This window comes from Micromonospora sp. NPDC001898, from assembly GCF_042891255.1.
Classification (GTDB): domain Bacteria; phylum Actinomycetota; class Actinomycetes; order Mycobacteriales; family Micromonosporaceae; genus Micromonospora.
Window position 1 is genome coordinate 5,619 of the sequence record NZ_JBIATC010000003.1, and the last position, 21,684, is coordinate 27,302.

22 protein-coding genes are annotated in these 21,684 nt (G+C 72.7%); 7 read left to right on the forward strand and 15 right to left on the reverse strand.

Features of this window, described 5'->3' with window-relative positions:
* Positions 1-161: 161 nt before the first annotated feature.
* The gene (locus ACFYZF_RS08005) at positions 162-905 is read right to left on the reverse strand and encodes an enoyl-CoA hydratase/isomerase family protein (RefSeq protein WP_387017154.1); all 744 of its coding nucleotides are present in this window, start codon (positions 903-905) and stop codon (positions 162-164) included.
* The gene (locus tag ACFYZF_RS08010; protein WP_387017156.1) at positions 902-1,756 is read right to left on the reverse strand and encodes a 3-hydroxyacyl-CoA dehydrogenase family protein; all 855 of its coding nucleotides are present in this window, start codon (positions 1,754-1,756) and stop codon (positions 902-904) included. Before ACFYZF_RS08010 ends, ACFYZF_RS08005 begins: the two co-directional genes overlap by 4 nt.
* 163 nt (positions 1,757-1,919) lie before the next feature.
* Here ACFYZF_RS08010 and ACFYZF_RS08015 point away from each other — a divergent pair, with 163 nt between their 5' ends.
* The gene (locus tag ACFYZF_RS08015; protein ID WP_387017158.1) at positions 1,920-2,207 is read left to right on the forward strand and encodes a hypothetical protein; all 288 of its coding nucleotides are present in this window, start codon (positions 1,920-1,922) and stop codon (positions 2,205-2,207) included.
* 79 nt (positions 2,208-2,286) lie between these two features.
* Here ACFYZF_RS08015 and ACFYZF_RS08020 read toward each other — a convergent pair whose 3' ends face one another.
* On the reverse strand, positions 2,287-3,066 hold the full coding sequence (locus ACFYZF_RS08020) for a class I SAM-dependent methyltransferase (RefSeq protein ID WP_387017160.1): 780 nt from the start codon (positions 3,064-3,066) through the stop codon (positions 2,287-2,289).
* 53 nt (positions 3,067-3,119) lie between these two features.
* On the opposite strand from ACFYZF_RS08020, the gene ACFYZF_RS08025 reads away from it, so the two are divergent.
* On the forward strand, positions 3,120-3,500 hold the full coding sequence (locus tag ACFYZF_RS08025; protein WP_350880579.1) for a PPOX class F420-dependent oxidoreductase: 381 nt from the start codon (positions 3,120-3,122) through the stop codon (positions 3,498-3,500).
* Between the two features lie 82 nt (positions 3,501-3,582).
* Here the strand turns inward: ACFYZF_RS08025 and ACFYZF_RS08030 are convergent, their stop codons facing one another.
* Together ACFYZF_RS08030 and ACFYZF_RS08035 are read right to left on the reverse strand one after the other, a co-directional pair.
* A complete protein-coding gene (locus ACFYZF_RS08030; RefSeq protein WP_007073996.1) occupies positions 3,583-3,792 on the reverse strand; it encodes a BldC family transcriptional regulator in 210 nt (69 codons plus the stop codon).
* Between the two features lie 305 nt (positions 3,793-4,097).
* Positions 4,098-4,937, reverse strand: a complete 840-nt coding sequence (locus ACFYZF_RS08035; protein WP_387017161.1) for a hypothetical protein — start codon at positions 4,935-4,937, stop codon at positions 4,098-4,100.
* A gap of 213 nt (positions 4,938-5,150) precedes the next feature.
* Here ACFYZF_RS08035 and ACFYZF_RS08040 point away from each other — a divergent pair, with 213 nt between their 5' ends.
* On the forward strand, positions 5,151-6,233 hold the full coding sequence (locus ACFYZF_RS08040; RefSeq protein ID WP_387017163.1) for a Glu/Leu/Phe/Val dehydrogenase: 1,083 nt from the start codon (positions 5,151-5,153) through the stop codon (positions 6,231-6,233).
* Positions 6,234-6,546: 313 nt separating this feature from the next.
* Positions 6,547-6,759: a DUF3073 domain-containing protein gene (locus ACFYZF_RS08045; protein ID WP_387017165.1), complete on the forward strand. Its 213-nt coding sequence runs from the start codon at positions 6,547-6,549 to the stop codon at positions 6,757-6,759.
* A 151-nt stretch (positions 6,760-6,910) separates the two neighbouring features.
* Here the strand turns inward: ACFYZF_RS08045 and amcA are convergent, their stop codons facing one another.
* From amcA to ACFYZF_RS08070, 5 genes are all read right to left on the reverse strand, one after another.
* Positions 6,911-7,147, reverse strand: a complete 237-nt coding sequence (gene amcA / locus ACFYZF_RS08050; RefSeq protein ID WP_387017166.1) for a multiple cyclophane-containing RiPP AmcA — start codon at positions 7,145-7,147, stop codon at positions 6,911-6,913.
* The gene (gene amcB, locus ACFYZF_RS08055; RefSeq protein ID WP_387018340.1) at positions 7,116-8,222 is read right to left on the reverse strand and encodes a cyclophane-forming radical SAM peptide maturase AmcB; all 1,107 of its coding nucleotides are present in this window, start codon (positions 8,220-8,222) and stop codon (positions 7,116-7,118) included. Before amcB ends, amcA begins: the two co-directional genes overlap by 32 nt.
* Before the next feature lie 129 nt (positions 8,223-8,351).
* Positions 8,352-9,506, reverse strand: coding sequence for a phosphoribosylformylglycinamidine cyclo-ligase (purM, locus tag ACFYZF_RS08060; protein WP_387017168.1), 1,155 nt, complete (start codon positions 9,504-9,506; stop codon positions 8,352-8,354).
* Positions 9,507-9,570: 64 nt separating this feature from the next.
* Entirely contained in the window at positions 9,571-11,109 is a 1,539-nt protein-coding gene (gene purF, locus ACFYZF_RS08065; RefSeq protein WP_387017170.1) for an amidophosphoribosyltransferase, read from the reverse strand.
* 160 nt (positions 11,110-11,269) lie between these two features.
* Complete coding sequence (locus ACFYZF_RS08070) at positions 11,270-11,605, reverse strand: sterol carrier family protein (RefSeq protein ID WP_387018343.1); 336 nt, start codon at positions 11,603-11,605, stop codon at positions 11,270-11,272.
* Positions 11,606-11,737: 132 nt separating this feature from the next.
* Here ACFYZF_RS08070 and ACFYZF_RS08075 point away from each other — a divergent pair, with 132 nt between their 5' ends.
* On the forward strand, positions 11,738-13,801 hold the full coding sequence (locus tag ACFYZF_RS08075; protein ID WP_387017171.1) for a carboxypeptidase regulatory-like domain-containing protein: 2,064 nt from the start codon (positions 11,738-11,740) through the stop codon (positions 13,799-13,801).
* A gap of 122 nt (positions 13,802-13,923) precedes the next feature.
* Here the strand turns inward: ACFYZF_RS08075 and ACFYZF_RS08080 are convergent, their stop codons facing one another.
* From ACFYZF_RS08080 to purS, 4 genes are all read right to left on the reverse strand, one after another.
* Positions 13,924-14,679 carry a 2-phosphosulfolactate phosphatase gene (locus ACFYZF_RS08080; protein ID WP_387017172.1) on the reverse strand — a complete coding sequence of 252 codons (756 nt, stop codon included), beginning with the start codon at positions 14,677-14,679 and terminating at the stop codon, positions 13,924-13,926.
* A gap of 4 nt (positions 14,680-14,683) precedes the next feature.
* Positions 14,684-17,521, reverse strand: a complete 2,838-nt coding sequence (gene purL / locus ACFYZF_RS08085) for a phosphoribosylformylglycinamidine synthase subunit PurL (protein WP_387017174.1) — start codon at positions 17,519-17,521, stop codon at positions 14,684-14,686.
* 64 nt (positions 17,522-17,585) lie between these two features.
* Positions 17,586-18,269, reverse strand: coding sequence for a phosphoribosylformylglycinamidine synthase subunit PurQ (purQ, locus tag ACFYZF_RS08090; protein ID WP_350880559.1), 684 nt, complete (start codon positions 18,267-18,269; stop codon positions 17,586-17,588).
* Positions 18,266-18,529, reverse strand: coding sequence for a phosphoribosylformylglycinamidine synthase subunit PurS (gene purS / locus ACFYZF_RS08095; RefSeq protein ID WP_387017176.1), 264 nt, complete (start codon positions 18,527-18,529; stop codon positions 18,266-18,268). Before purS ends, purQ begins: the two co-directional genes overlap by 4 nt.
* Before the next feature lie 355 nt (positions 18,530-18,884).
* Between purS and ACFYZF_RS08100 the strand changes: the two genes are divergently transcribed.
* Together ACFYZF_RS08100 and ACFYZF_RS08105 are read left to right on the forward strand one after the other, a co-directional pair.
* Positions 18,885-19,568: a S1 family peptidase gene (locus ACFYZF_RS08100; protein WP_387017178.1), complete on the forward strand. Its 684-nt coding sequence runs from the start codon at positions 18,885-18,887 to the stop codon at positions 19,566-19,568.
* Positions 19,569-19,631: 63 nt separating this feature from the next.
* Positions 19,632-20,198 carry a YbjQ family protein gene (locus ACFYZF_RS08105; protein ID WP_387017180.1) on the forward strand — a complete coding sequence of 189 codons (567 nt, stop codon included), beginning with the start codon at positions 19,632-19,634 and terminating at the stop codon, positions 20,196-20,198.
* A 58-nt stretch (positions 20,199-20,256) separates the two neighbouring features.
* On the opposite strand, the gene purB is transcribed toward ACFYZF_RS08105, so the two are convergent.
* Positions 20,257-21,678 carry an adenylosuccinate lyase gene (gene purB, locus ACFYZF_RS08110; protein ID WP_387017182.1) on the reverse strand — a complete coding sequence of 474 codons (1,422 nt, stop codon included), beginning with the start codon at positions 21,676-21,678 and terminating at the stop codon, positions 20,257-20,259.
* Positions 21,679-21,684: the final 6 nt, after the last annotated feature.

The following is a 21,684-nucleotide window of genomic DNA, read 5'->3' on the forward strand; positions in this document are numbered from 1 at the left end:
GCCGGGCCGCGCCGGCCCCCCCCGGGGGGGGGGCCCGCCCCCCCCGCCCCCCCCCCCCCCCCCCCCCCCCCCCCCCCCCCCCCCCCCCCCCCCCCCCCCCCCCCCCCCCCCCCCCCCCCCCCCCCCCCGTCCGGGGCACCGGGCCTGGCTGCGGCGCGCCGTCAGCGGGGCCGGCGGCGCTCCAGGAACTCGGTCATCCGCCGCCGCTTCTCCTCGTCCTCGAAGAGCACCGCCTGGCTGACCAGGTCGAGGTGCGGGTGGGCGGCCGGCGGTGCGTCCACGGCCAGCTTGGTCAGCCGCAGCGCCAGGGAGGAGCCCTTGGCGATCTCGTCGAGCAGCCCGTGCGCGGCGGGCAGCAGCTCGGTGGGCTCGTCCACCACCTGGTTGACCAGCCCGATCCGCAGCGCCTCCACGGCATCCACCCGGCGGCCGGTGAACAGCAACTCCTTGGCCCGGGCCTCCCCGACCAACGCCGGGAGCCGGTGGGTCGCGCCCGCGCCGGCCAGGATGCCCAGCCGCACCTCCGGCTGACCGAAGACGGCGCGCGCCGTACACACCCGCAGGTCGCACGCGTACGCCAGCTCAGCGCCACCGCCCAGCGCCGGGCCGTCGACGGCGGCAACGGTGGGCATCGGCAACGCCCGGATCCGGGCGAAGGCGGCGGAATTGATCGCGGCGAGCGCGTCCAGCCGGCCCCGCTCGCGGAGCTGGCCGATGTCCGCCCCGCCCGCGAAGATCCCCTCCGCGCCGCCGGTGAGCAGCAGCAGGCGGGGCCGCGCCTCCAGCTCGGCGCAGACGTCGTGCAGCTCACCGATCAGGTCGGCGTCGATCGCGTTGCGCTTCTCCGGCCGGTCCAGCGTCACCACCAGCCGGTCCGGCCGCTCGTCGATCCGCAGCCCGCTCACCGCTTCTCGCCTCCTTCCCAGCGGTAGAAGCCCTGCCCGGACTTCCTGCCCAGCCTGCCGTCGGCGACCATCCGCTCCAGCAACGGCGGCGGCGCGTACCGGTCCCCGTAGGCGGTCTGGAGGGTGCGGGCGATGTCCAGCCGGACATCCAGCCCGACCAGGTCGGTCAGCTCCAGCGGGCCGACCGGGTGCCGGTAGCCGAGCACCATCGCCTTGTCGATGTCGGCCGGGTCGGCCACCCCGTCGGCGACCATCCGGATCGCCTCCAGCCCGAGGGCCACCCCGAGCCGGGAGGTGGCGAAGCCGGGCAGGTCGCGTACGACGACGGGGTCCTTGCCCAGCCGGCCGGCGAGCGCGACGGCCGCCGCGGTGGTCTCCTCGGCGGTGTCCGGGCCGACCACGACCTCCAGCAACGCCATGGCCCAGACGGGGTTGAAGAAGTGCAGCCCGACGAAACGCTCCGGCCGGTCCAGCCCGGTGGCCAGCTCCCCGATGGAGATGCTGGAGGTGTTGCTGCCCAGCAGCGCGGGGCGCAGCGCGGCGGCGGCCCGCAGGACGGCCCGCTTGAGCTCCAGCCGCTCCGGCACGGCCTCCACGACCACGTCGGGCTCGGGCGCGACGGCACCGAGGGAGGCGACCAGCGTCACCCGTCCCCGGTGCGCCGCCGCCTCGTCCGCGGCGAGCTTCCCCCGCCGGACGGCCCGGTCCCACAGCTCACCGAGCCGCGCCTCGGCGGCGGTCGCCCGGTCGGGGTCGACCTCGACCAGTTCGACGTGGTATCCCGCGCCGGCCGCCACGTAGGCGATGCCTAGGCCCATCGTGCCGGCCCCGACGACGACAAAACGATTCATGACGTCTCCTCGCTGCGCACGGCGGCATGCGGGGTCTCCGCTGCGCCGGGCCGCCCGCTCCGCTGGCTCATGGGTGCGACCCTATGCAGCACGGGCACCGGCGACATGCGTGGGGGCACGCCGAACCGGGTACTGCGCCGTCAACCGAGGGAAGGACCGGAACATGAGCCAGGCACCGGAGAGTGTGGAAAACCCGGCGACGGTGGAGACCCGTGGGGACGAGCGGGTCGACCTGCTCCGCGCGGACACCAACAACGACGGCAAGACCGACGTCTGGGTCGTCGACACCGACGGCGACGGTCGGGCCGACCTGTTCCAGTTCGACACCGACGGCGACGGCAAGGTGGACATCACCATGGTCGACATCGATGAGGACGGGACTCCCGACGAGGTGGTCGACGGCGACGGTGGCCTCCCGCCGGAGCTGCTCCCCCCGACCGTCCGGGTCTGATGCGCGTGGAAGGGGCCCCTGCCGAGGCTTTCCGCCTGGCAGGGGCCCCTTCCGCGTACGGGAGCCGCGCGCGGACCGGTCAGCCGGCCAGCATCAGGGTCGCCAGGTAGTACGGGGCGTCCCGGTCGTCCACGTCGGTCAGTCGCCACGGGGTGCCGCGGACCAGCTCGGCCAGCTCGGCCACCGAGCAGACCAGGTAGTCGAACCACTCGGTGCCCAGTTCCCGGTACCGCAGCCGAAGCCGCAGCTGCCCGCCGAGCCGACCCCGGTGCCGGTTCAGCTCGTGGTAGCCGGTGTGCACCGGGTCGGTGGTGCCGTACGGGTCGGTGCCGTGCGCGATGACCTGCGCGCCGGGCCTGGCCAGCGCGGCGAGCGCGGCGAGGAACGCCGACGCCCGGTCCCGCCCCTCGATCAGCCCGAGGTTGTTGCCGAGCAGCAGGAAGGTGTCGTACCGCCGGCCGTCGGCGACGTGCTCGTCGATCGTGCCGTGCACCAGGTTCCGCACCCCGCGCCGACGACACACCTTCAACGCGCCGAGGGAGGTGTCCAGCCCGGTCACCGGCACTCCGCGCTCCTGGAGCAGCAGCGCGATCCGGCCGGCACCGACGCCGATGTCCAGCGTCTCGCCCCGGACCCGGTCCACCGCCCGGTGGTCGTACGGCTGCCACTCGGCGGGGCCGGCCAGGTAGTGGCCGGCGGGGGCACCGTTGATCAGGCCGTCGTCCCGCTCGATGATCTCGATGACGGGCCGGGGCAGCCGCCCGCCGGCCATCGGCCGGGGGCCGATCCCGGTCTGCACGGCGAGCGCGTCCCGCAGCAGCTCGCCGAATACGTCGCCGATCCTGGGTTCCCCGGTCACGGGGTTCACGCTAACCCCAGGGGCGGCGGCTCGCGCGGCCGTATTCTTGCGGCGTGACCACCTTGGACCGCCTCGCTGCGGAGAAGTACGTCCTGTTGACCACCTTCCGCAGGGACGGGCGGGCGGTGCCCACCCCCGTGTGGGCCGCCCGCGACGGTGACGCGCTGGCCGCCTGGACCGTCGCCGACTCGGGCAAGGTGAAGCGGATCCGGCGCAGCGGCGAGGTGACGGTGGCGCCGTGCGACCTCCGGGGCCGGCCGCACGGCGAGGCGGTGCCCGGTCACGCGACCATCTGCGGCCCGGCGGACACCCGGCGGATCCGCGAACTGCTGAAGCAGAAGTACCGGCTGGTGGGGCGGCTCAGCCTGTTGGGCAGCCGGCTGCGGCGGGGCGAGCGGGGGACGGTGGGCATCCGAATCAGCCTGTCGGAGTGACCGCGCGGGGCCGGACACGAAGCAGGGGCGGCGGACCGTTGTCCGCCGCCCCTGCCCGGTACGTCTGTAGAATTCCCGGCGGTCAGTCTCCCTGGCGCTGCTGGGGAATCTGCCCCTGCAGCAGAGCCCGAACCTCCGACTCACGGTAACGGCGGTGCCCCCCGAGGGTCCGGATGGCGCTGAGCTTGCCAGCCTTCGCCCACCGGGTCACCGTCTTCGGGTCGACACGGAACATCGACGCCACCTCGGCCGGTGTGAGCAGCGGCTCCGGTTCGTGCGTTCGCGATGCCATATCGGTCACTCCTCCACAGGTATAGACATCGGCCGGGGTCCCGCCGGCCGACGCGTCTCCCATGGTCCGGCTAGTCCCCGATGTCCGACATGGGCCGAACGGCCGAAGGTCCCTAGACGGACGGATGAACCATGCCCGATTTATACGACTAATACACGGCAGGAACCACCTTATTCGGACTCATAATCACTGGTCGTGATGCTCCAACTACGAGCACACCTCAATTTGGGAGCGCTCCCGAGGGTGTTTTACGGCTTCCTGGGCGATCTTCGCCCAGGTGGGGACTGGTTTTGGCGCAGGCGCGACTAGTTGCAGCGCTCCAGGAGCTGGACCGCTCGCCAGCGAGCGACGAGCGTGTCGTAGGCCGTGGACGCCTCCTCGGCCTCCCCCTTGGAGAGCCCGGCGAGCCCGGTGGCGACGAGCGCCGGCGAGTCGTCCGCATCGAGGGTCTCGTCGGAGAGCAACTGGACGAGGCCGCCGTAGTCCAGCTCCACCACCGAGCGCGGGTGGAACTCCTCCAGCCACCGGGCGGCCTCCTCGACCGCCTCGGTGATCGGCGCCTCGCCGACGGTCTTACGCAACACCGACAGCGCCCGGGACGATCGGCGCCGGGCCTTGGCGATCTCCGTCCGGTAGCGCAGCGCGCGTCGCCCGGGATGGGTCACCAGGTCCCGCTCCTCGGCATCGAACAGGACGAACCAGCGCAGCGGCACGCCCCACGTGGCGATCTGCTCGTGCACCCGGGGGACACCGTGTTCCAGCACCCGGGCCCCGCTACGCCAGTCCTCCACCACCGCCTTGGCCTGATCGGCGAGGACCGGCGGCACGAACGCGTCGGCCAGCACCGACGGCACGCCGTCCCGAGCGCTCAACGCCGCCTCGGCCACCCGGATCCGCAGGTTCCACGGGCAGACCAGCAGGCTTTCGTCGGCCTCCAGGACGTACGCCTCCTCGGGCGGATCGGGCAGCCGGGTCCAGCCCGCGCCCAGCGCCTCGATGACCGCCGTACGTTGCCGCCCCGGCCCCTCCGACGGGGCCACCGCCCGCCCATCGGACGCGTAGCGCCGCCAGTACGACTGACGGTCCCGGTCGAAGGCGGTCAGCGGCTCGTACACCCGCAGGTACGAAGCGAAGAGCGACGGCACCGCGCCATCATCCCACGAGACGGAATCCAGACGCGGCCAGCGCCCCGGTCGCACGCCCGGCGTCCCTGCTCACCCGCCGGACGCCCCGACGTCGGACATGCGGAGACGACAGTACGGCTGCGGCCGACATTAGGCTCGACCCACCGGCACCATCCCGCCGGCGTGCCACAGGTCCGCGTCCCAAAAGGACGCACACCGACACAGGAGCCAGCCATGGGCGTATTCGCCAGCACCGACGGCCCGTCATCCACCGGCCACGAGCAGGTCGTGTTCTGTCAGGACACGCAGACCGGACTCCGGGCGATCATCGGGATCTACTCCACCGCGCTGGGCCCCGCGCTCGGCGGCACCCGGTTCTACCCGTACGCCAGCGAGGAGGCGGCGCTGGCCGACGTGCTCGACCTGTCCCGCGGCATGGCGTACAAGAACGCCCTGGCCGGGCTGGACCTGGGCGGCGGCAAGGCGGTGATCTGGGGCGACCCGGCGCAGCTCAAGGGCGAGGCGCTGCTGCGCGCGTACGGCCGCTTCGTCGAGTCGCTGAACGGTCGCTACTACACCGCGTGCGACGTCGGCACCTACGTCGCCGACATGGACGTGATCGCCCGGGAGACCCGCTACGTCACCGGACGCAGCGTGGAGCACGGCGGCGCGGGCGACTCGTCGGTGCTCACCGCGTGGGGCGTCTTCCAGGGCATGCGGGCAGCCGCCGAGCACGCCTGGGGCACCCCCACCCTGAACGGGCGACGGGTCGGCGTGGCGGGGCTGGGCAAGGTCGGCAAGCACCTGACCCGGCACCTGCTCGACGACCACGCCGAGGTGGTGGCGACCGACGTCGACCCGCAGGCGCGCGAGTGGGTCCGCGCCAACCACCCGCAGGTCGAGCTGGTCGAGGACACCCCTGGGCTGGTCGCCGCCGACATCGACGTGTACGCCCCCTGCGCGCTGGGCGGCGCCCTGGACGACGAGACGGTGCCGGCGCTGCGGGCGAAGGTGGTCGCCGGGGCCGCCAACAACCAGCTCGCCCACCCCGGAATCGAGAAGCTGCTCGCCGACCGGGGCGTCCTCTACGCCCCCGACTACGTGGTGAACGCCGGCGGTGTGATCCAGGTCGCGGACGAGATCGAGGGCTTCAACTTCGAGCGGGCCAAGCTGCGGGCCACGAAGATCTACGACACCACCCGCCATATCCTGCGGCTGGCCGACGAGGAGGGTGTCCCCCCGGCGGTGGCGGCGGACCGGCTCGCCGAGCGCCGGATAGCGGAGGTCGGCCGGCTGCGCACCATCCACCTGCGCTGAGCGCCACGCCCGGCCCGGTACGGATAAAGCGCCGGGTCGGGCTCCTCAGGTGGAGCGGGACGGGCGGCGGCGTTAAGCTGGAAATAGGGGTGATTGCCGCCCATCTGTCCGGCGTCATGGGCGGTTCGGCATTCGGCCCTTACCCCGGTACACTCGGTGACAGCCGGGTCACTGCGACGCGCAGGGCCGGCAGACGGTAACCCGAGGTGCCGAACAGCGGCATCCCCATGTACCGTAAGAGCCACGAGAGATGCCTGACGTCATCGGGGCCCGCCTTCGGGCTGCCCCGCATTCTGTGCGAGGGGGTCGAGCCATGGGGCGCGGCCGTGCTAAGGCCAAGCAGACAAAGGTGGCCCGGGAGTTGAAGTACCACTCCCCGAACACCGACCTCACCGCCTTGCAGCGCGAACTGGCGGGTGCTGGTAAGTCGGACCACGTCGTCGTCGACGACGACTACAAAGAAGTCGTCGACGACGACGATCACCCGGACGAAGACCCGGACCCCTGGGTCCGTCCCACCCGCTGACCTCCGGGACCATCTGAGCACGCGGCAAGCCCCGCGTGCTCACGCATGTGCCCATCGGGAGGCGGCATACCCACCCGATGATCAGGGGCCTGTCGTGCCGGAGCCGATCCGGTCGCCGCGGCAGGTCCTTGATCTCGGACCCGCCCGCCCCTCACCGGGGCCGGTTGTTCCAGTTGTAGAACGTCGGGATGTTCTCGAAGTGGTTCCAGGCGCAGACCGCCCCGGCACCCTCGCCCCCCGCCGCCTCCGAACGCAGCCGGCGCGCGTCCTCCGCCTCCTGGATCAGGTCGGCCAGCCCGGCGGCGGTGGCCCGCACCCGGTCGACGATTGGTTGCCCGGTGTCTCCCCCGACACGTTCAGCCTGCCGGTCTCCGATGGTCTCGGGCATGGTCCAACACTCCCTCCAGTAGGCGGATCTTGCTGTTGCGGCAGTGCTCGGTCTCCGTACCGTCGAAACGCCCCAGCTCGAAGTAACGGTTGGCGGCGTGCCCACCCCCGCAGAAGCCGAAGTACGGGCAGGACGCCCGGCACGCCTCCACGCCGGCCAGGAACTCACCCACCCAGGGGGTTCTCCGCTTCGCCCCGGCCAGGATCTCGGCCAACGGCGTGGTCAACACGTTGCCGCTGCTGAAGTCGCCGTACCTGGGGTCGGTGAAGCCGGCCAGCTCCGGGGAGAGCACGGTCACCGACCCGTCGTGGCCGACCGTGGGGATCGGGTCGAGCCGCCGGGGCAGCAGATCGTCGGCGGTGCCGTCGAGCACCGCCGCCGCGTACCGTAACGACCATTCCACCTCGCGCAGGTGGATCCGGGGATCCCGACGCCAGGCGGCCACCAGCTCGGCCCAAAACGCCCGCACCGGCGCCGCCTCGTGGGCGTTGCCGCGGGTGTTGACCCCCTCGGTCTCCTCGATGTTGACCCCCAGCACCTCGCAGCCGAGGCCGAGGAAGTAGTCGTACAGCTCGGCGGCCCGGCCCGGGGTCGGGTCGCTGACCACCGCCAGCGCCGAGAACGGCAGCCCGTGCCGGCGCAGCGTCTCGATCCCGCGCACGATCCGGTCGTACGCCGGCCGGCCGGCCCGGGTGACCCGGTCGCCGTTGCGCCCACGCGGCCCGTCCACGCTCACGCTGACCCGCACCCGGTGCTCGGCGAGAAACTCGCACCAGGCGTCGTCGATCAGGGTGGCGTTGGTCTGTACGTGGTGTTCGACCTCCGGCCCGAACGGGGCGAGCAGCGCGGTCAGGTGCTCCCGCCCGGTCGCGAGGGGCTCCCCGCCGTGCCACACCACCGAGAACCGGCCGGCCGACGCCCACGGGCTCACCGACGCGGCGACCGCCTCGGCCACCGCGACCGGCATCCGCCGGTCCGCCGCCCGGAACGGCAGATAGCAGTAGGCGCAGTCCAGGTTGCAGAGGGTGGTCGGCTGCATCACGACGTACGACGGGACCGGGGAGAGTCCCCGCATCCCGCTCACCTGCCGTTTTCGAGCAAGCATCGCCCTCCTTCCTGGCCCGAAGGGTGTCCTTCAGGCTAGGCGGCGATGACCACTCGGGTGAACCCCTGATCAGGTGCTCGGATGATCAGCGCTGCGTGATCAGCCCCGGGTGTGCTGGCCGACCATCTGCACCCTGCCGGTGCCCTCGATGATCTCGCCGGCCTGCCAGGCGTCGACGCCCCGGCCGGTCAGCGTGGCCAGGGCCCGGTCGGCGTCCTCGGCGGAGACGATCGCGAACATGCCGACGCCCATGTTGAAGGTCGCATCCATCTCATGGTCCTCGATCCGGCCCTTGGACTGGATCAGGTCGAAGATCGGCTGCGGCTTCCAGGTGGAACGGTTGACCACCGCGTCGACGTGCTCGGGCAGAATCCGGACCAGGTTGCCCGGGATGCCGCCACCGGTGACGTGCGCGATCGAGCGCACCTCGGCCTCGGCGATCAGCTTGAGGCAGTCCTGGGCATAGATCTTGGTCGGGGTGAGCAGTTCCTCACCGAGGGTGCGCTGCCGACCGAAGTCGTCGATCACCACGTCCAGCCGCATCCGGCCGGCCCCCAGCAGCACGTGCCGGACCAGGGAGTACCCGTTGGAGTGCAGGCCCGAGGAGCGCATGGCGATGACCACGTCGCCGACCTCGACCCGGTCCGGGCTGAGGATCTCGCTCTCCTCGACCACGCCGACGCCGGTGGCGGAGACGTCGTACTCGTCCGGGCGCAGCACGCCGGGGTGCTCGGCGGTCTCGCCGCCCAGCAACGCGCAGCCGGCGTACCGGCAGCCGTCGGCGATGCCGGCGCCGATCTCGGCCACCTTGTCCGGGACGACCTCGCCGCAGGCGATGTAGTCGAGCAGGAACAGCGGCTCGGCGCCGCAGGCCACCAGGTCGTCGACAACCATGGCGACCAGGTCGATGCCGATCGTGTCGTGGATGTCGAGCTGCTGGGCGATCACCAGCTTGGTGCCGACGCCGTCGGTCGAGGACGCCAGGATCGGGTTCTTGTACTTCTTCGTGTCCAGCCGGAACAGGCCGGCGAAGCCGCCGAGGTCACCCATGACCTCCGGGCGACGGGTCTGCTTCACCTTGGACTTGAGCAGCTCGACCGCGCGGTCGCCCGCCTCGATCGAGACGCCGGCGTCCGCGTACGAGACCGAGCGTTTGCGCGCCGGGCGGCCGGCGCCGGCCGTCCAGGGCTGGCGGTCGCCACCGGCGCCGGTCGGGCTGCTTCCTGTGCCGCTGCGCTCGGACACGTGCGTCACGGTTCTCCCCTTTGTGGTTCTCGCGGGGTACCGGGGCTGACCGGCGGGCCCGCGTCGGGCGGTGCTATGGGCGGTGTACGGTCGCGCCGCCCGGAGCGGCGACGAGCGGTGCGGCGGCGTGCTCCGGGACGTCCGGGGCACCAGCGACTCGGCGTCCCACTCCCTCGAGCACGTGCTTGCCGATCAGGTTCCCGGCCGGCAGCTCGATCGGGTACTCCCCGTCGAAACAGGCCCGGCAGAGCCGGGTCTTCGGTTGCTCGGTCGCGGCGATCAGGCCCGACAACGAGACATAGCCCAGCGTGTCGGCGCCGATGGAGCGCCGGATGCCCTCGTTGTCCAGCCCGTTGGCGAGCAACTCGGCCCGGGTGGCGAAGTCGATGCCGTAGAAACACGGCCAGTTGACCGGCGGGGAGGAGATCCGGACGTGGACCTCCAGTGCACCCGCCTCGCGCAGCATCCGGACGATGGCCCGCTGGGTGTTGCCGCGCACGATCGAGTCGTCCACGACGACCAGCCGCTTGCCCCGCACGTTCTCCCGCAGCGGGTTGAGCTTGAGCCGGATGCCGAGCTGACGCAGGGTCTGCGACGGCTGGATGAAGGTGCGCCCCACGTACGGGTTCTTCATCAGGCCGGCGCCGTAGGTGATCCCGGACTCCTCCGCGTAGCCGATCGCCGCCGGGGTGCCGGACTCCGGCACCGGGATGACCAGATCGGCCTCGACCGGGTGCTCCTTGGCGAGCTGGCGGCCGATCTGCACCCGGGCGGCGTGCACGTTGCGCCCGGCGATGGTGGCGTCCGGCCGGGCGATGTAGACGTACTCGAAGAGGCAGCCCTTCGGCTCCGGCGCGGCGAACCGGCTGGACCGCAGGCCGTCCTCGTCGATGGCGATCAGCTCGCCCGGCTCCACCTCGCGGACCACGCTCGCCCCGACGATGTCCAGGGCGGCCGTCTCGCTGGCCACCACCCAGCCGCGCTCCAACCGGCCGAGGACCAGCGGGCGCACGCCGTGCGGGTCGCGGGCCGCGTAGAGCGTCGACTCGTCCATGAAGACGAAACTGAACGCGCCGCGCAGCTGGGGCAGAACCTCCATCGCGGCGGCCTCGACCGAGAGGTCCGGCCGGCTGGCCAGCAGCATGGTCACCAGTGAGGTGTCGTTGGTCGAGCCGTCGGCGGCCATGCCCCGCTCGGCGACCTCGCGCTGCAGCTCGGCGGTGTTGACCAGGTTGCCGTTGTGCGCCAGGGCGATCGTGATGCCCGCACTGGTGGACCGGATGGTCGGCTGGGCGTTCTCCCAGGTCGAGCCGCCCGTCGTCGAGTAGCGCGCGTGCCCGATCGCCAGGTGCCCACGCAGGCTGGCGAGGGTGGGCTCGTCGAAGACCTGGGCCACCAGGCCGAGATCCTTGTAGACCACCACGCCCGAGCCGTCGCTGACGGCGATCCCGGCGGCTTCCTGGCCCCGGTGCTGGAGGGCGTAGAGCCCGAGGTAGGTCAGGTTGGCGACCGCCTCCCCGGGCGCCCAGACGCCGAAGACGCCACACGCGTCCTGCGGGCCGGGTCGTTGGGGATCAAGGTCGTGGCTCAGCCGGCCGTCGCCTCGGGGCACTTACCGCTCCCTCATGCTGGGTCTGGACTGGCCGGGCGGGATCTCGGGGGCGGATCCGCGCTTGCTCGGCCGGGACCACTGTCGTCGCCTCAGAGTGTACGCGAATGAGTGTCAATACTGAGAGTCACGGTACGACCGCTTTCTGTGTCCGGCGGGATGGCTAGTCGCCCAGTCGGAGCGGAAGGTGCACGGAAAGGTCAGCGCGGACACCGCTGACCCGCACGCGCCCCTCGGCGACCGCGTCCGCCCAGCTTCGGCGTCCCGTCGCCAGCTCCAACCAGGTCGTCGGGTCCAGCTCGACGACGTTGGGCGGGGTGCCACGGGTGTGTCGGGGACCGGGAATGCACTGAACTGCACCGTAAGGTGGGACACGCACCTCCACCGATCGGCCGGGGGCTCGGTCCGCAAGGGCAGCCAAGAGGACACGAACCGCCTCCCGGAACACCAGCCGTTCGGGCGCACGGCCCTCGTCGAGGGCGGCGAGCGCGGCGGCCACGGCTGCGGACTTTGTGTGCGGAGAGGACACGACGGGACGATACGACCCGGCTGCGACGCTTTCGAACGCGGCCCTGGGTCGCGCCGATCCGGTCAGACAAGGCATAGTTGCCGACGGCGTATTCGTACCGTGATGATCCCCGGCCCGGCGCCCCGCCGGCCAGGGAAGTCAGACCGGAAGGCGGTGGACGTGTCAACACACCGACGTGCCTGGAAGCAGCGGGCCGGTGTGGTCGTGGCGCTGGTGGTCGGCGTCCTGCTCGCCGCCCCCGCCACACCCGCCCTGGCCGCCGACATCAGCGTCTCCCCTGGTTCAGCGACCATCCAGGCAGGCGGCACCACCGCCGTCAACGTGCAGCTGACGCCGAGGAGCGACGACGAGAAGTTCGTCGTCATCGCCGTGGCGGGCCTCCCGCGAGGCGTGAGCTGTGCGAGCGGCTGCCGCAAGGTCGACTTCAACGGCACCGGCCCGGTGAACCACGTCGTCGAGCTCCGCGCCTCCGACGACGCGCCGAACGCGGACAACCAGCGGGTGACGGTCAACGCGACCAGCATCCAGGGCGGCCAGAACGGTCGGGACCTCCAGCTCAGCGTCAAGGCGAAGGCCGCGCCGTCGCCGACGCAGGAGCAGGTGCAGACCGTCAAGTCGGTCTCCGGCAAGGTGGTGGCCACAGCCAACGACACGGCGGTGCCGAACGCCACCGTCATGCTCCAGGACAGCGGCGGCCACCACTACGAGACCACCAGCAACGGCAGCGGGAGCTTCCGCTTCACCGGCAGCACGGACCGGCCGATCACCCCGGGCCGGATCGATATCGGCGCCGTCCGGGGCGAGTTCCGCACCACCAAGTCCTTCGAAGCGAGCGCCGGGCAGAGCGTGACCGGGCAGCGGATCAGCCTGGCGATCAAGGTCGAGGTGAGCCCGAGTCCCACCCCGTCGGCCAGCGAGGAGCCGCTGCCGACCGAGGAGCCGATCGAGGAGACCCCCGAGGATAGCCCCGCGGCCGCCCCGGGGGCCCCGAAGAACGCCGCCGCCGAGGACGACTCCGACGGTTTCAACTGGCTGCTCATCCTGCTCGGCGGTCTGTTCGTGGCCGTCGGCGTGGGCACCATCGTGCTGCTGTGGATGAAGCGCCGGGACAACGGCGACGACACCGAGGACGACGACCCGGACGGTGCTGCGGCGGGCGCGGTGCCCGCCGCCCGGGGGGCGTACCACGGGACGGACGACAAGACCCGGGTGGTCAACCGGGTCGGCGCCGGGCCGGACCCGACGATGGTCGGCGGCACCTCGCTCAGCGACGCCCCGACGATGATGCAGCGGCCGATCGTGGACGACGTTCCGCCGGACCCGTACGGCGCCCCGCCGTCCGCGTACGGCCCCGGTGGCCAGCAGGGCGGCTGGGGAGCCGGTAGCGGCGGATACGGCGACGAACCCCAGGGCGGCGGATACGGCGCGGCCGGGGGCTACGGCAGCGCGCCCGCCTCCGGGGCCGGCTACGGCAGCGCACCCGCCTCCACCGGCGGCTACGGCGGGTACGGCGCCGACGCCCCGGCGTCCGGCGGCGGCTACGGCAGCCGGGGCTACGGCGCACCGGCGGACGCGGCGGCCGAGGGCTACCCGGGCCAGGGCGGCGGCTATGGCGAGCGCTACGACGAGCCGACCGGCCGGTACACCGGCGAGGGCACGGGCTCGTACACCCCGCCGGCGGACCCGTACCCGACCAGCACCTACCAGGCCGACCAGGGCCACAACTACGGCCAGCCGGAGCCGCCTCCGCAGTACGGCCGCAGCGGCGAGCCCACCGGCGGCGGGTACGGCCAGCCGGGCGGCTACGACGCCGGCCAGCCGGGCGGTGCCTACGGCGGTCAGTCGGGCGGCGGTTATGGCGGTCAGCCGGGCGGCGGCTACGACCAGCGCGGCGGCTACGGCGGCGAGAGCTACGGCCAGCAGGGCGGCTACGGCCAGGCAGGCGGGTACGACCAGCGGGGCGGGGGGTACGGCCAGGAGCCCCCGCAGCAGCGTGGGGGGTACGGCCAGGAACCCCCGCAGCAGGGCCACGGATACGACCAGCCGACCGGCTACGACCAGCAGCAGGGCGGCTACGGCGACCAGGCCCAACCGGGTCGGGCCCGGCCCGACGGCCCACCGCAGCAGGACCGTGGCGGGCGCCGGCTGGACTGGCTGGACGACTGACCCTCGCGGGTCGACCGCCCGCACCGCGACGCAGAGAGCGGCTGCCCCGTCGGGCAGCCGCTCTCGCCCGTCGGGACCGGGGAGGGACAGCGAAAGGACCGGCCGAGGGCGGGTGAGCTAGCTCAGGCGGCCGAGAAGACGCCCTGCCGCAGCACCGGCACCACGTCCGAGACGCCGACCTGGACCGCGACCTCCACGTCGTCGGCAAAGCCGACCTCGACGAGTTCCCGGCCGGAGACGCAGCCGCGCACGGCGGCCGGCACGTCCGGGGTGCTGGCCAGCGCGGCGAGGGTCATCGCGGCCTCCACCGACAGCCCGCCGGGCACCCCGGAGAGGATGTCGAGCACACACCCGGCCCCGAGCTGGTCCTCCACGGAGGGTCGCAGGGCACCGTCGGGCCAGCGCTCGCCGGAGGCGATCACGCCGATCGGGGCGTCGACCGAGCCGTACCCCCGCTCGCACAGCCAGCGCCCCACAGCGCGGGCGTTGCGCAGGCAGGCTGCGACCACCGGAAGCCCGGTGGCACTGGCGGCGGCGCTGATCGCCGAGCCGTTCGGCGACGGCAGCACGAGGTCGGCGACGACCGGCGCGGTGCGCAGCGCCGCCGGGGAGAGCGACCACGGGTGCTCCGGGGTCATCTGCCGGCGGCCCACGGCCGCGACCGCGCCAACCCGGCGCGCGTACTCCGCCGCCTGCTCGCCCCAGGGGAACGGGTGCACCCGCATCCCCCGGGCGACCGCGACCTCCACGGTGGTGGTGAACGAGAGCACGTCCACCACCACCAGGACGGCGCAGACGCGGCCGAGCTCCGCCGCGCCGGTCAGCCCCCAGTCGAACCGGGCGCCGGAGCCGGGTTGGGCGAAGACGGCCGCAGCCAACGGCTCAGCGCTGATCGGGCGCGGCGAACCCGGCACCACCAGCGCCGGGTTCGGGCGCCCCGGAGGGACCGTCGGCCCGCTCCGCGCCGTCAACCCGCTCGGGCCCGCCGTCGACCGGCTGCCCGGACTCCCCGTCCGGGGCGTCGGCGGTGGGCCTGGCCTCGGCAGCCGCCGTCGTGTCAGCGGCCGTCCGATCGGCCAGGTCGGCCCCGGTGTGCTCCGGCGCCACCCGATCGGCCGGCGCGGCGACGGGGGCCGCCCCCTCATGGGCACCCTCGACGGTGTCGACCGCCGGAGCCGGGGCCGAAGCAGCCGCAGTCGCCGCCGGAGCGGTGCCCCGCCCGGCCGGGGCGGCCTCGGCCGGCTCCGTCCCACCGAAGAGCCGGGGCAGCGTGGCGCCGTGTACGGCGCGCAGCTCGTCCAGGCCGATCCGGAACTGGCCGCGCACCTCAAGGGCCCCGCTGGCCTGGTCGGTAACCCCGATGATCTCCCACGGGACCCCGCGCTCGGCACAGAGGGAGGTGAACGCCTTCTCGTGGCCGCGCGGCACCGAGACCAGGACCCGCCCGGCCGACTCGCTGAACAGGAAGACGAACGGCATCGAACCGCCGGCGAAGTGCTCCGGCACCGCGATCTGCGCTCCGACCCCGCGACGCAGGCAGGACTCGACCAGGCTCTGCGCGAGGCCACCGTCGGACAGATCGTGCGCCGAGCTGAGGTGCCCGACCCGGGCGGCCTCGGCCAGCAGCTCGGCGAGCTGCCGCTCGCGGGACAGGTCGACCTGCGGCGGGATGCCGCCGAGGTGCTCGTGGGTCACCCAGGCCCACTCCGAGCCGGAGAGCTCCACGTGCGTCTCGCCGAGCAGGAAGAGCTGGTCGGGTTCGCCGCCGGTGCGCGGGACGAAGCCCATCGACACGCGCTCGGCCACGTCGTCCAGCACGCCGAGCACGCCGACCACCGGGGTCGGGTGGATCGCCGCCGCGCCGGTCTGGTTGTAGAAGCTGACGTTGCCGCCGGTCACCGGGATGCCCAGCTCCAGGCAGCCGTCCGCCAGGCCGCGGACGGCCTCGGCGAACTGCCACATCACGCCCGGGTCCTCCGGCGAGCCGAAGTTGAGGCAGTTGGTCACTGCGATCGGCTTCGCGCCGGTCACCGCCACGTTCCGGTACGCCTCGGCCAGTGCCAGCTTCGTGCCGTGATACGGGTCGAGCCGGGCGTACCGGCCGTTGCCGTCCAGCGACAGGGCGACGCCCAGACCGGTGCGCTCGTCGATCCGGATCACGCCGGAGTCCTCCGGCTGGGCGAGCACGGTGTTGCCCAGCACGTACCGGTCGTACTGCTCGGTGACCCAGGTCTTGTCGGCCAGGTTCGGCGACGCGATCATGCGCAGAACGGTCTCCCGCAGCGCCTCCGGGGTCGCCGGCCGGGGCAGCGTCTCGGCCCGGTCGGCCTGGATGAGGATCAGGTCGGCCGGCTCGCGCATCGGACGGGCGTAGACCGGACCGTCGTCGACCAGCGAGCCCGGCGGGACGTCCACCACGAGATGGTCGCGCCAGGTGATCACCAGCCGGCCCGGCTGGCCGTCCGAGGACGGCGCGGTGACCTCGCCGATGGCGGTGGCCCAGACGCCCCACTTCTCGGCGGTCTTGAGCACCGCCTCCAGCTTGTCCGGGGCGACGACCAGCAGCATCCGCTCCTGCGACTCGCTGGCCAGGATCTCGTGCGGCTCCATCGAGGCCTCGCGCAGCGGGACCCGCTCCAACCGGACCCGCATGCCGGTACCGGCGGAGGCGGCGGTCTCGGTGAGCGCGCAGGTCAACCCGGCTCCGCCGAGGTCCTGGATGCCGACGACCAACTCGGCGTCGTACAGCTCCAGGCATGCCTCGATGAGCAGTTTCTCCATGAACGGGTCGCCGACCTGCACGGACGGGCGGCGCTGCTCGCTGCCCTCGTCGAAGGTGGCGCTGGCCAGCACCGACACGCCGCCGATGCCGTCCCGGCCGGTCCGGGCGCCCATCAGCACCACGACGTTGCCGGGGCCGGCGGCCTCCTTCTTCTGCAGCCGGTCGACCGGAAGCACGCCGAGGCAGAGCGCGTTGACCAGGGGGTTGCCCTGGTAGCAGGGGTCGAAGACGACCTCGCCGCCGATGTTGGGCAGGCCGAGGCAGTTGCCGTAGCCGGCGACACCGGCCACCACGCCGGGCAGCACCCGGGCGGTGTCGGGGTGATCGGCCGCGCCGAAGCGCAGCGGGTCCATCACGGCGACCGGGCGGGCGCCCATGGCGAGGATGTCCCGGACGATGCCGCCGACGCCGGTCGCCGCGCCCTGGTACGGCTCGACGAAGCTCGGGTGGTTGTGCGACTCGACCTTGAAGGTCACCGCCAGTTCGGCGGAGACCTGGACCACGCCGGCGTTCTCGCCGATGCCGGCGAGCAGCCGGTCGCTCGGCGGGGCCTTCTCGCCGAACTGGCGCAGGTGCACCTTGCTCGACTTGTAGGAGCAGTGCTCGCTCCACATGATCGAGTACATGGCCAGCTCGGCGTGGGTGGGGCGGCGACCGAGGATGTGCCGGATCCGGTCGTACTCGTCGTCGCGCAGGCCCAGCTCGGCGTACGGCTGGAGCTCGCCGGGGGTGTCCACGGCACGCGGCACGGTGTCCGGGCCGTGCGCCCAGTCGCCGGTGGGCGCGGACCGGGCCTGGTCGGGGTGGCGGACCGCCTCGACGGGCCGGGCCGGGACCGGGCCGGGCTGCGGCGTCACGGGAGCCGTGAACGGCTCCGCCGGGACGGCCGGGAAGCCGCCCGGGTTCTCCCGTACCGCCGGGTCCGGATGGGTGGTCATGACCTCTCCTCGCTGCGCTCGCCGCCGCAGGGGCGGTTGAGCCGACCGATGGTGCCGCGCACGGTCACGCCGGGGCCCCCACCAGGTGCTTGAGCACCGAGGTGAAGAAGCCGAGGCCGTCCAGGGAGGGGCCGGTGAGCGCCTCCACCGCGTGCTCGGGGTGCGGCATGATGCCGACCACGTTGCCGGCGGGGTTGGTGATCGCGGCGATGTCGCGCTGCGACCCGTTGGGGTTGCCGCGAACGTAGCGGGCGACGACCCGGCCCTCGGCCTCGAGCTGGTCGAGCGTCGCGGCGTCGGCGACGTAGCAGCCCTCGCCGTTCTTGACCGGGATCAGCACCTCCTGGCCCGGCTGGAACGTGTTCGTCCACGCCGTGCCGGCGGCCTCGATCCGGAGGGCCTGGTCCCGATTACGGAAGTGCAGGTGCTGGTTGCGGGTGAGCGCGCCGGGCAACAGGTGGGCCTCGCAGAGGATCTGGAAACCGTTGCAGATGCCGAGCACGGGCAGGCCGCCCCGGGCGGCGTCCACCAGGGTCTCCATCACCGGGGCGAACCGGGCGATGGCACCGCAGCGCAGGTAGTCGCCGTAGGAGAAGCCGCCGGGGAGGACGACGGCGTCCACCCCGCGCAGGTCCGCCTCGCCGTGCCAGAGCCGGACCGGCTCGGCTCCGGCGATCCGGACGGCCCGGGCGGCATCCCCGTCGTCGAGCGAGCCGGGGAACGTCACCACACCGACCCGCGCGGTCACGGGCGTGCGCCCACGGTCTCGTCGGCCTCGACCACGCGGACGGTGAAGTCCTCGATGACCGGGTTGGCGAGCAGCTTGTCGGCAATCTCCCGGGCCCGGTCCAGGTCCGGTTCACCGGTGAACTCGATCTCGATCCGCCTACCGATCCGGACAGAGGCGACGTCGCTGACGCCGAGCCGGGGCAGCGCGTTTGCGACGGCCTGGCCCTGAGGATCGAGGATCTCGGGCTTGAGCATGACGTCGACGACGACGCGAGGCACTGGGCACTCCTGACTGTGTACGCAGTTGGGTGCCGACCCACAACGGGCGAGCGCAGCCAGCCTACCTGGCAGATACCGCCTCAGCCGCACCGGCCGGGGGCAGTTCAGGCAGTGATCAACATAACCGGCCGCCCAGTGTCCGGTCCTGCGTGAAACGTCCCGGAGCAGGTCGTTCGCCGCGCCACGGAGAGCCAAATTGTTACATCGACTTGTCTCGATTGCACCCTTGCCGCGGGATGCGCCAACCCCTACTATCCATCGACAGAACTCTATGCACTGTCGGCGGGTGACCCATGACCCACGCCGGCGCGACCGACCCGGCGATCCCGGGTCCGAGAGGCAAGGAGTACGTCCGATGCGTATCCGTTCCCTGCTCGCCGTGGTCGGAACCGCCCTGGTCGGCGTCCTGGGCGCCACCGGTGGCGCAGTCGCCGCCCCGGCCGGCCCTCAGCCGATCATCGGCGGCGGCACCGTCTCCTCCGCCCCTTGGGCGGCGGCCGTGTTCAGCAACGGCTCGTTCACCTGCTCCGGCAGCGTCATCGCCGCGCAGTGGGTGCTCACCGCCCGGCACTGCGTCAGCGGCACCATGTCCGTGCGGGTCGGCAGCGTCTACTACGCCTCGGGCGGCACCACCCGCACCGTGAGCGCCTCGTACACCCGCTACGACCTGGCGCTGCTGCGGTTGTCCAGCACGGTCAGCACGTCCACCGTCACGCTGGCCAGCGCCAACCCGCCGGTCGGCTCCACCAACACGATCTACGGCTGGGGCATGACCTGCTACAGCGGCTGCTCCCCCTCCAGCCAGCTCAAGACCGCCAGCGTCCAGGTGACCAGCACCAACGTGACCGACGCGTACGGCGGGCAGGCGATCCGGAGCACCCGGATCAACGGCAACGCGTGGCGGGGCGACTCGGGCGGCCCGGAGTTCTACAACGGGCTCCAGGTCGGCGTGGCCTCCACCGCCGACGGGTCGAGCATCCAGAACTACGGCAGCGTCGCGTACAACCGGGCCTGGATCACCTCGGTGGCCGGTGTCTGACGGTCAGCCGTCCCGGCACCCCGTCTGGGGCCTGTCGGGTCGTTGACACCGCGGGCGGCGCGGATGGTCGGCGGAGCGCCGGCCGTCCGCGCCGACCCGTTTTGCAGCATCCGGTCAGCTGACCACGGCCGACGAACCGGCCCCCGGCCGGTGCGACAGCATCGAACCGTGCTGGTCGTGACGACGGATCAACTGCCCGGCTACGAGATCCGCCAGATCCTCGGCGAAGTGGTGTCCTCGATGGCCAGGACGCGCAACCCGTACCGCGAGGGGGTGAAGAACCTCCGCGGCGGCGCGTACGACCCGATGGCGCCGGACAACCTGACCCGCTGGCGGACGGACTCGGTGGCCCGCCTCGGCGAGGAGGCCCGCCGGCTCGGCGCGAACGCCGTGATCGGCATGCGCTTCGACAGCCGGGACTGCGGCGAGATGTGGATGGAGATCTGCGCGTACGGCACGGCGGTGATCGTGGCACCCAAGACCCCGGACATCATGCCCCCGGACCAGCCCATGATCGCGGCCGAGACGGCCAACGACCCGGCGATCACCGGGTCCCCCGGCGGCATCGCCGAACCCGCCAGCGCCCCCAACCTCAGCTCCGCCGCCGACACCCCCACCCGCAACTCCTGACCCACCCCACCTCCGGGCGCAGTCCCGCCCGACAGGGGGGCGAGGCGGGTGGGGTGGATCAGAGGATGGGGGGTGGGGAGTAGTTGGCGGCATCGGGGTGGGCGGTGACGACCTTGGCGATGCGGGTGGTGACCGCGTTGATCTGGGCCTCGGCGGCGCCGACGAAGGCGGTGCGGTCGGCGACCAGGTCGTCGATGTCGGCGCGGGACAAGCCGAGTCGCTCGTCCCCGGCCAGACGGTCGAAGAGGTCGTTCTCGGCGGTGCCCCGCTCACGCATGGCCAGCGCCACACCGACCGCGTGCTCCTTGATCGCCTCGTGCGCGGCCTCCCGGCCGACGCCCCGCCGGACCGCCCCGACCAGGATCTTCGTGCTGGCCAGGAAGGGCAGGAAGCGCTCCAGCTCCCGGTTGATCACCGCCGGGTACGCCCCGAACTCGTCGAGCACGGTGAGGAACGTCTGGAACAGCCCGTCGGCGGCGAAGAACGCGTCCGGCAGGGCGACCCGGCGGACCACCGAGCAGGAGACGTCCCCCTCGTTCCACTGGTCGCCGGCCAGCTCGCCGACCATCGACAGGTACCCCCGGATGATCACCGCGAAGCCGTTCACCCGCTCGCTGGACCTGGTGTTCATCTTGTGCGGCATCGCGCTGGAACCCACCTGGCCCGCCTTGAAGCCCTCGGTGACCAGCTCCTGGCCGACCATCAGCCGGATCGTGGTGGCCAGCGACGACGGCGCGGCGGCCACCTGGGCCAGTGCGGCCAGCACCGCCATGTCGATCGAGCGCGGGTAGACCTGGCCGACGCTGTCCAGCACCCGGGAGAAGCCGAGGTGCTCGGCGACCCGGCGCTCCAGCTCGGCGACCTTCGCGGCGTCACCGTCGAACAGGTCGAGCTGGTCGGCGGCGGTGCCGACCGGGCCCTTGATCCCACGCAGGGGGTACCAGTTGATCAGGTCTGCCAGCCGCTCGTACGCGATCAGCAGCTCCTCGGCGGCCGACGCGAAGCGCTTGCCCAGCGTGGTGGCCTGCGCGGCGACGTTGTGCGAGCGGCCGGTCAGCACCAGGCCGGAGTGCTCGTGGGCGAGCCGGGCGAGCCGGGCCAGCGTGGCGACGACCCGGTCCCGGACCAGCTCCAGCGAGGCACGCACCTGGAGTTGCTCGACGTTCTCGGTGAGGTCCCGGGAGGTCATCCCCTTGTGCACGTGTTCGTGCCCGGCGAGCGCGCTGAACTCCTCGATCCGGGCCTTCACGTCGTGCCGGGTGACCCGCTCGCGCTCGGCGATCGAGGCCAGGTCGACGTCGTCCAGCACCCGCTCGTACGCCTCCACGACCCCGTCGGGGACGGCCACGCCGAGGTCGCGCTGGGCGCGGAGGACGGCGAGCCAGAGCCGCCGCTCCATCCGTACCTTCTCCTCCGGCGACCAGAGGGCGACCAGCTCAGGCGAGGCGTACCGGTTGGCGAGCACGTTCGGGATCGTCACGTGCCT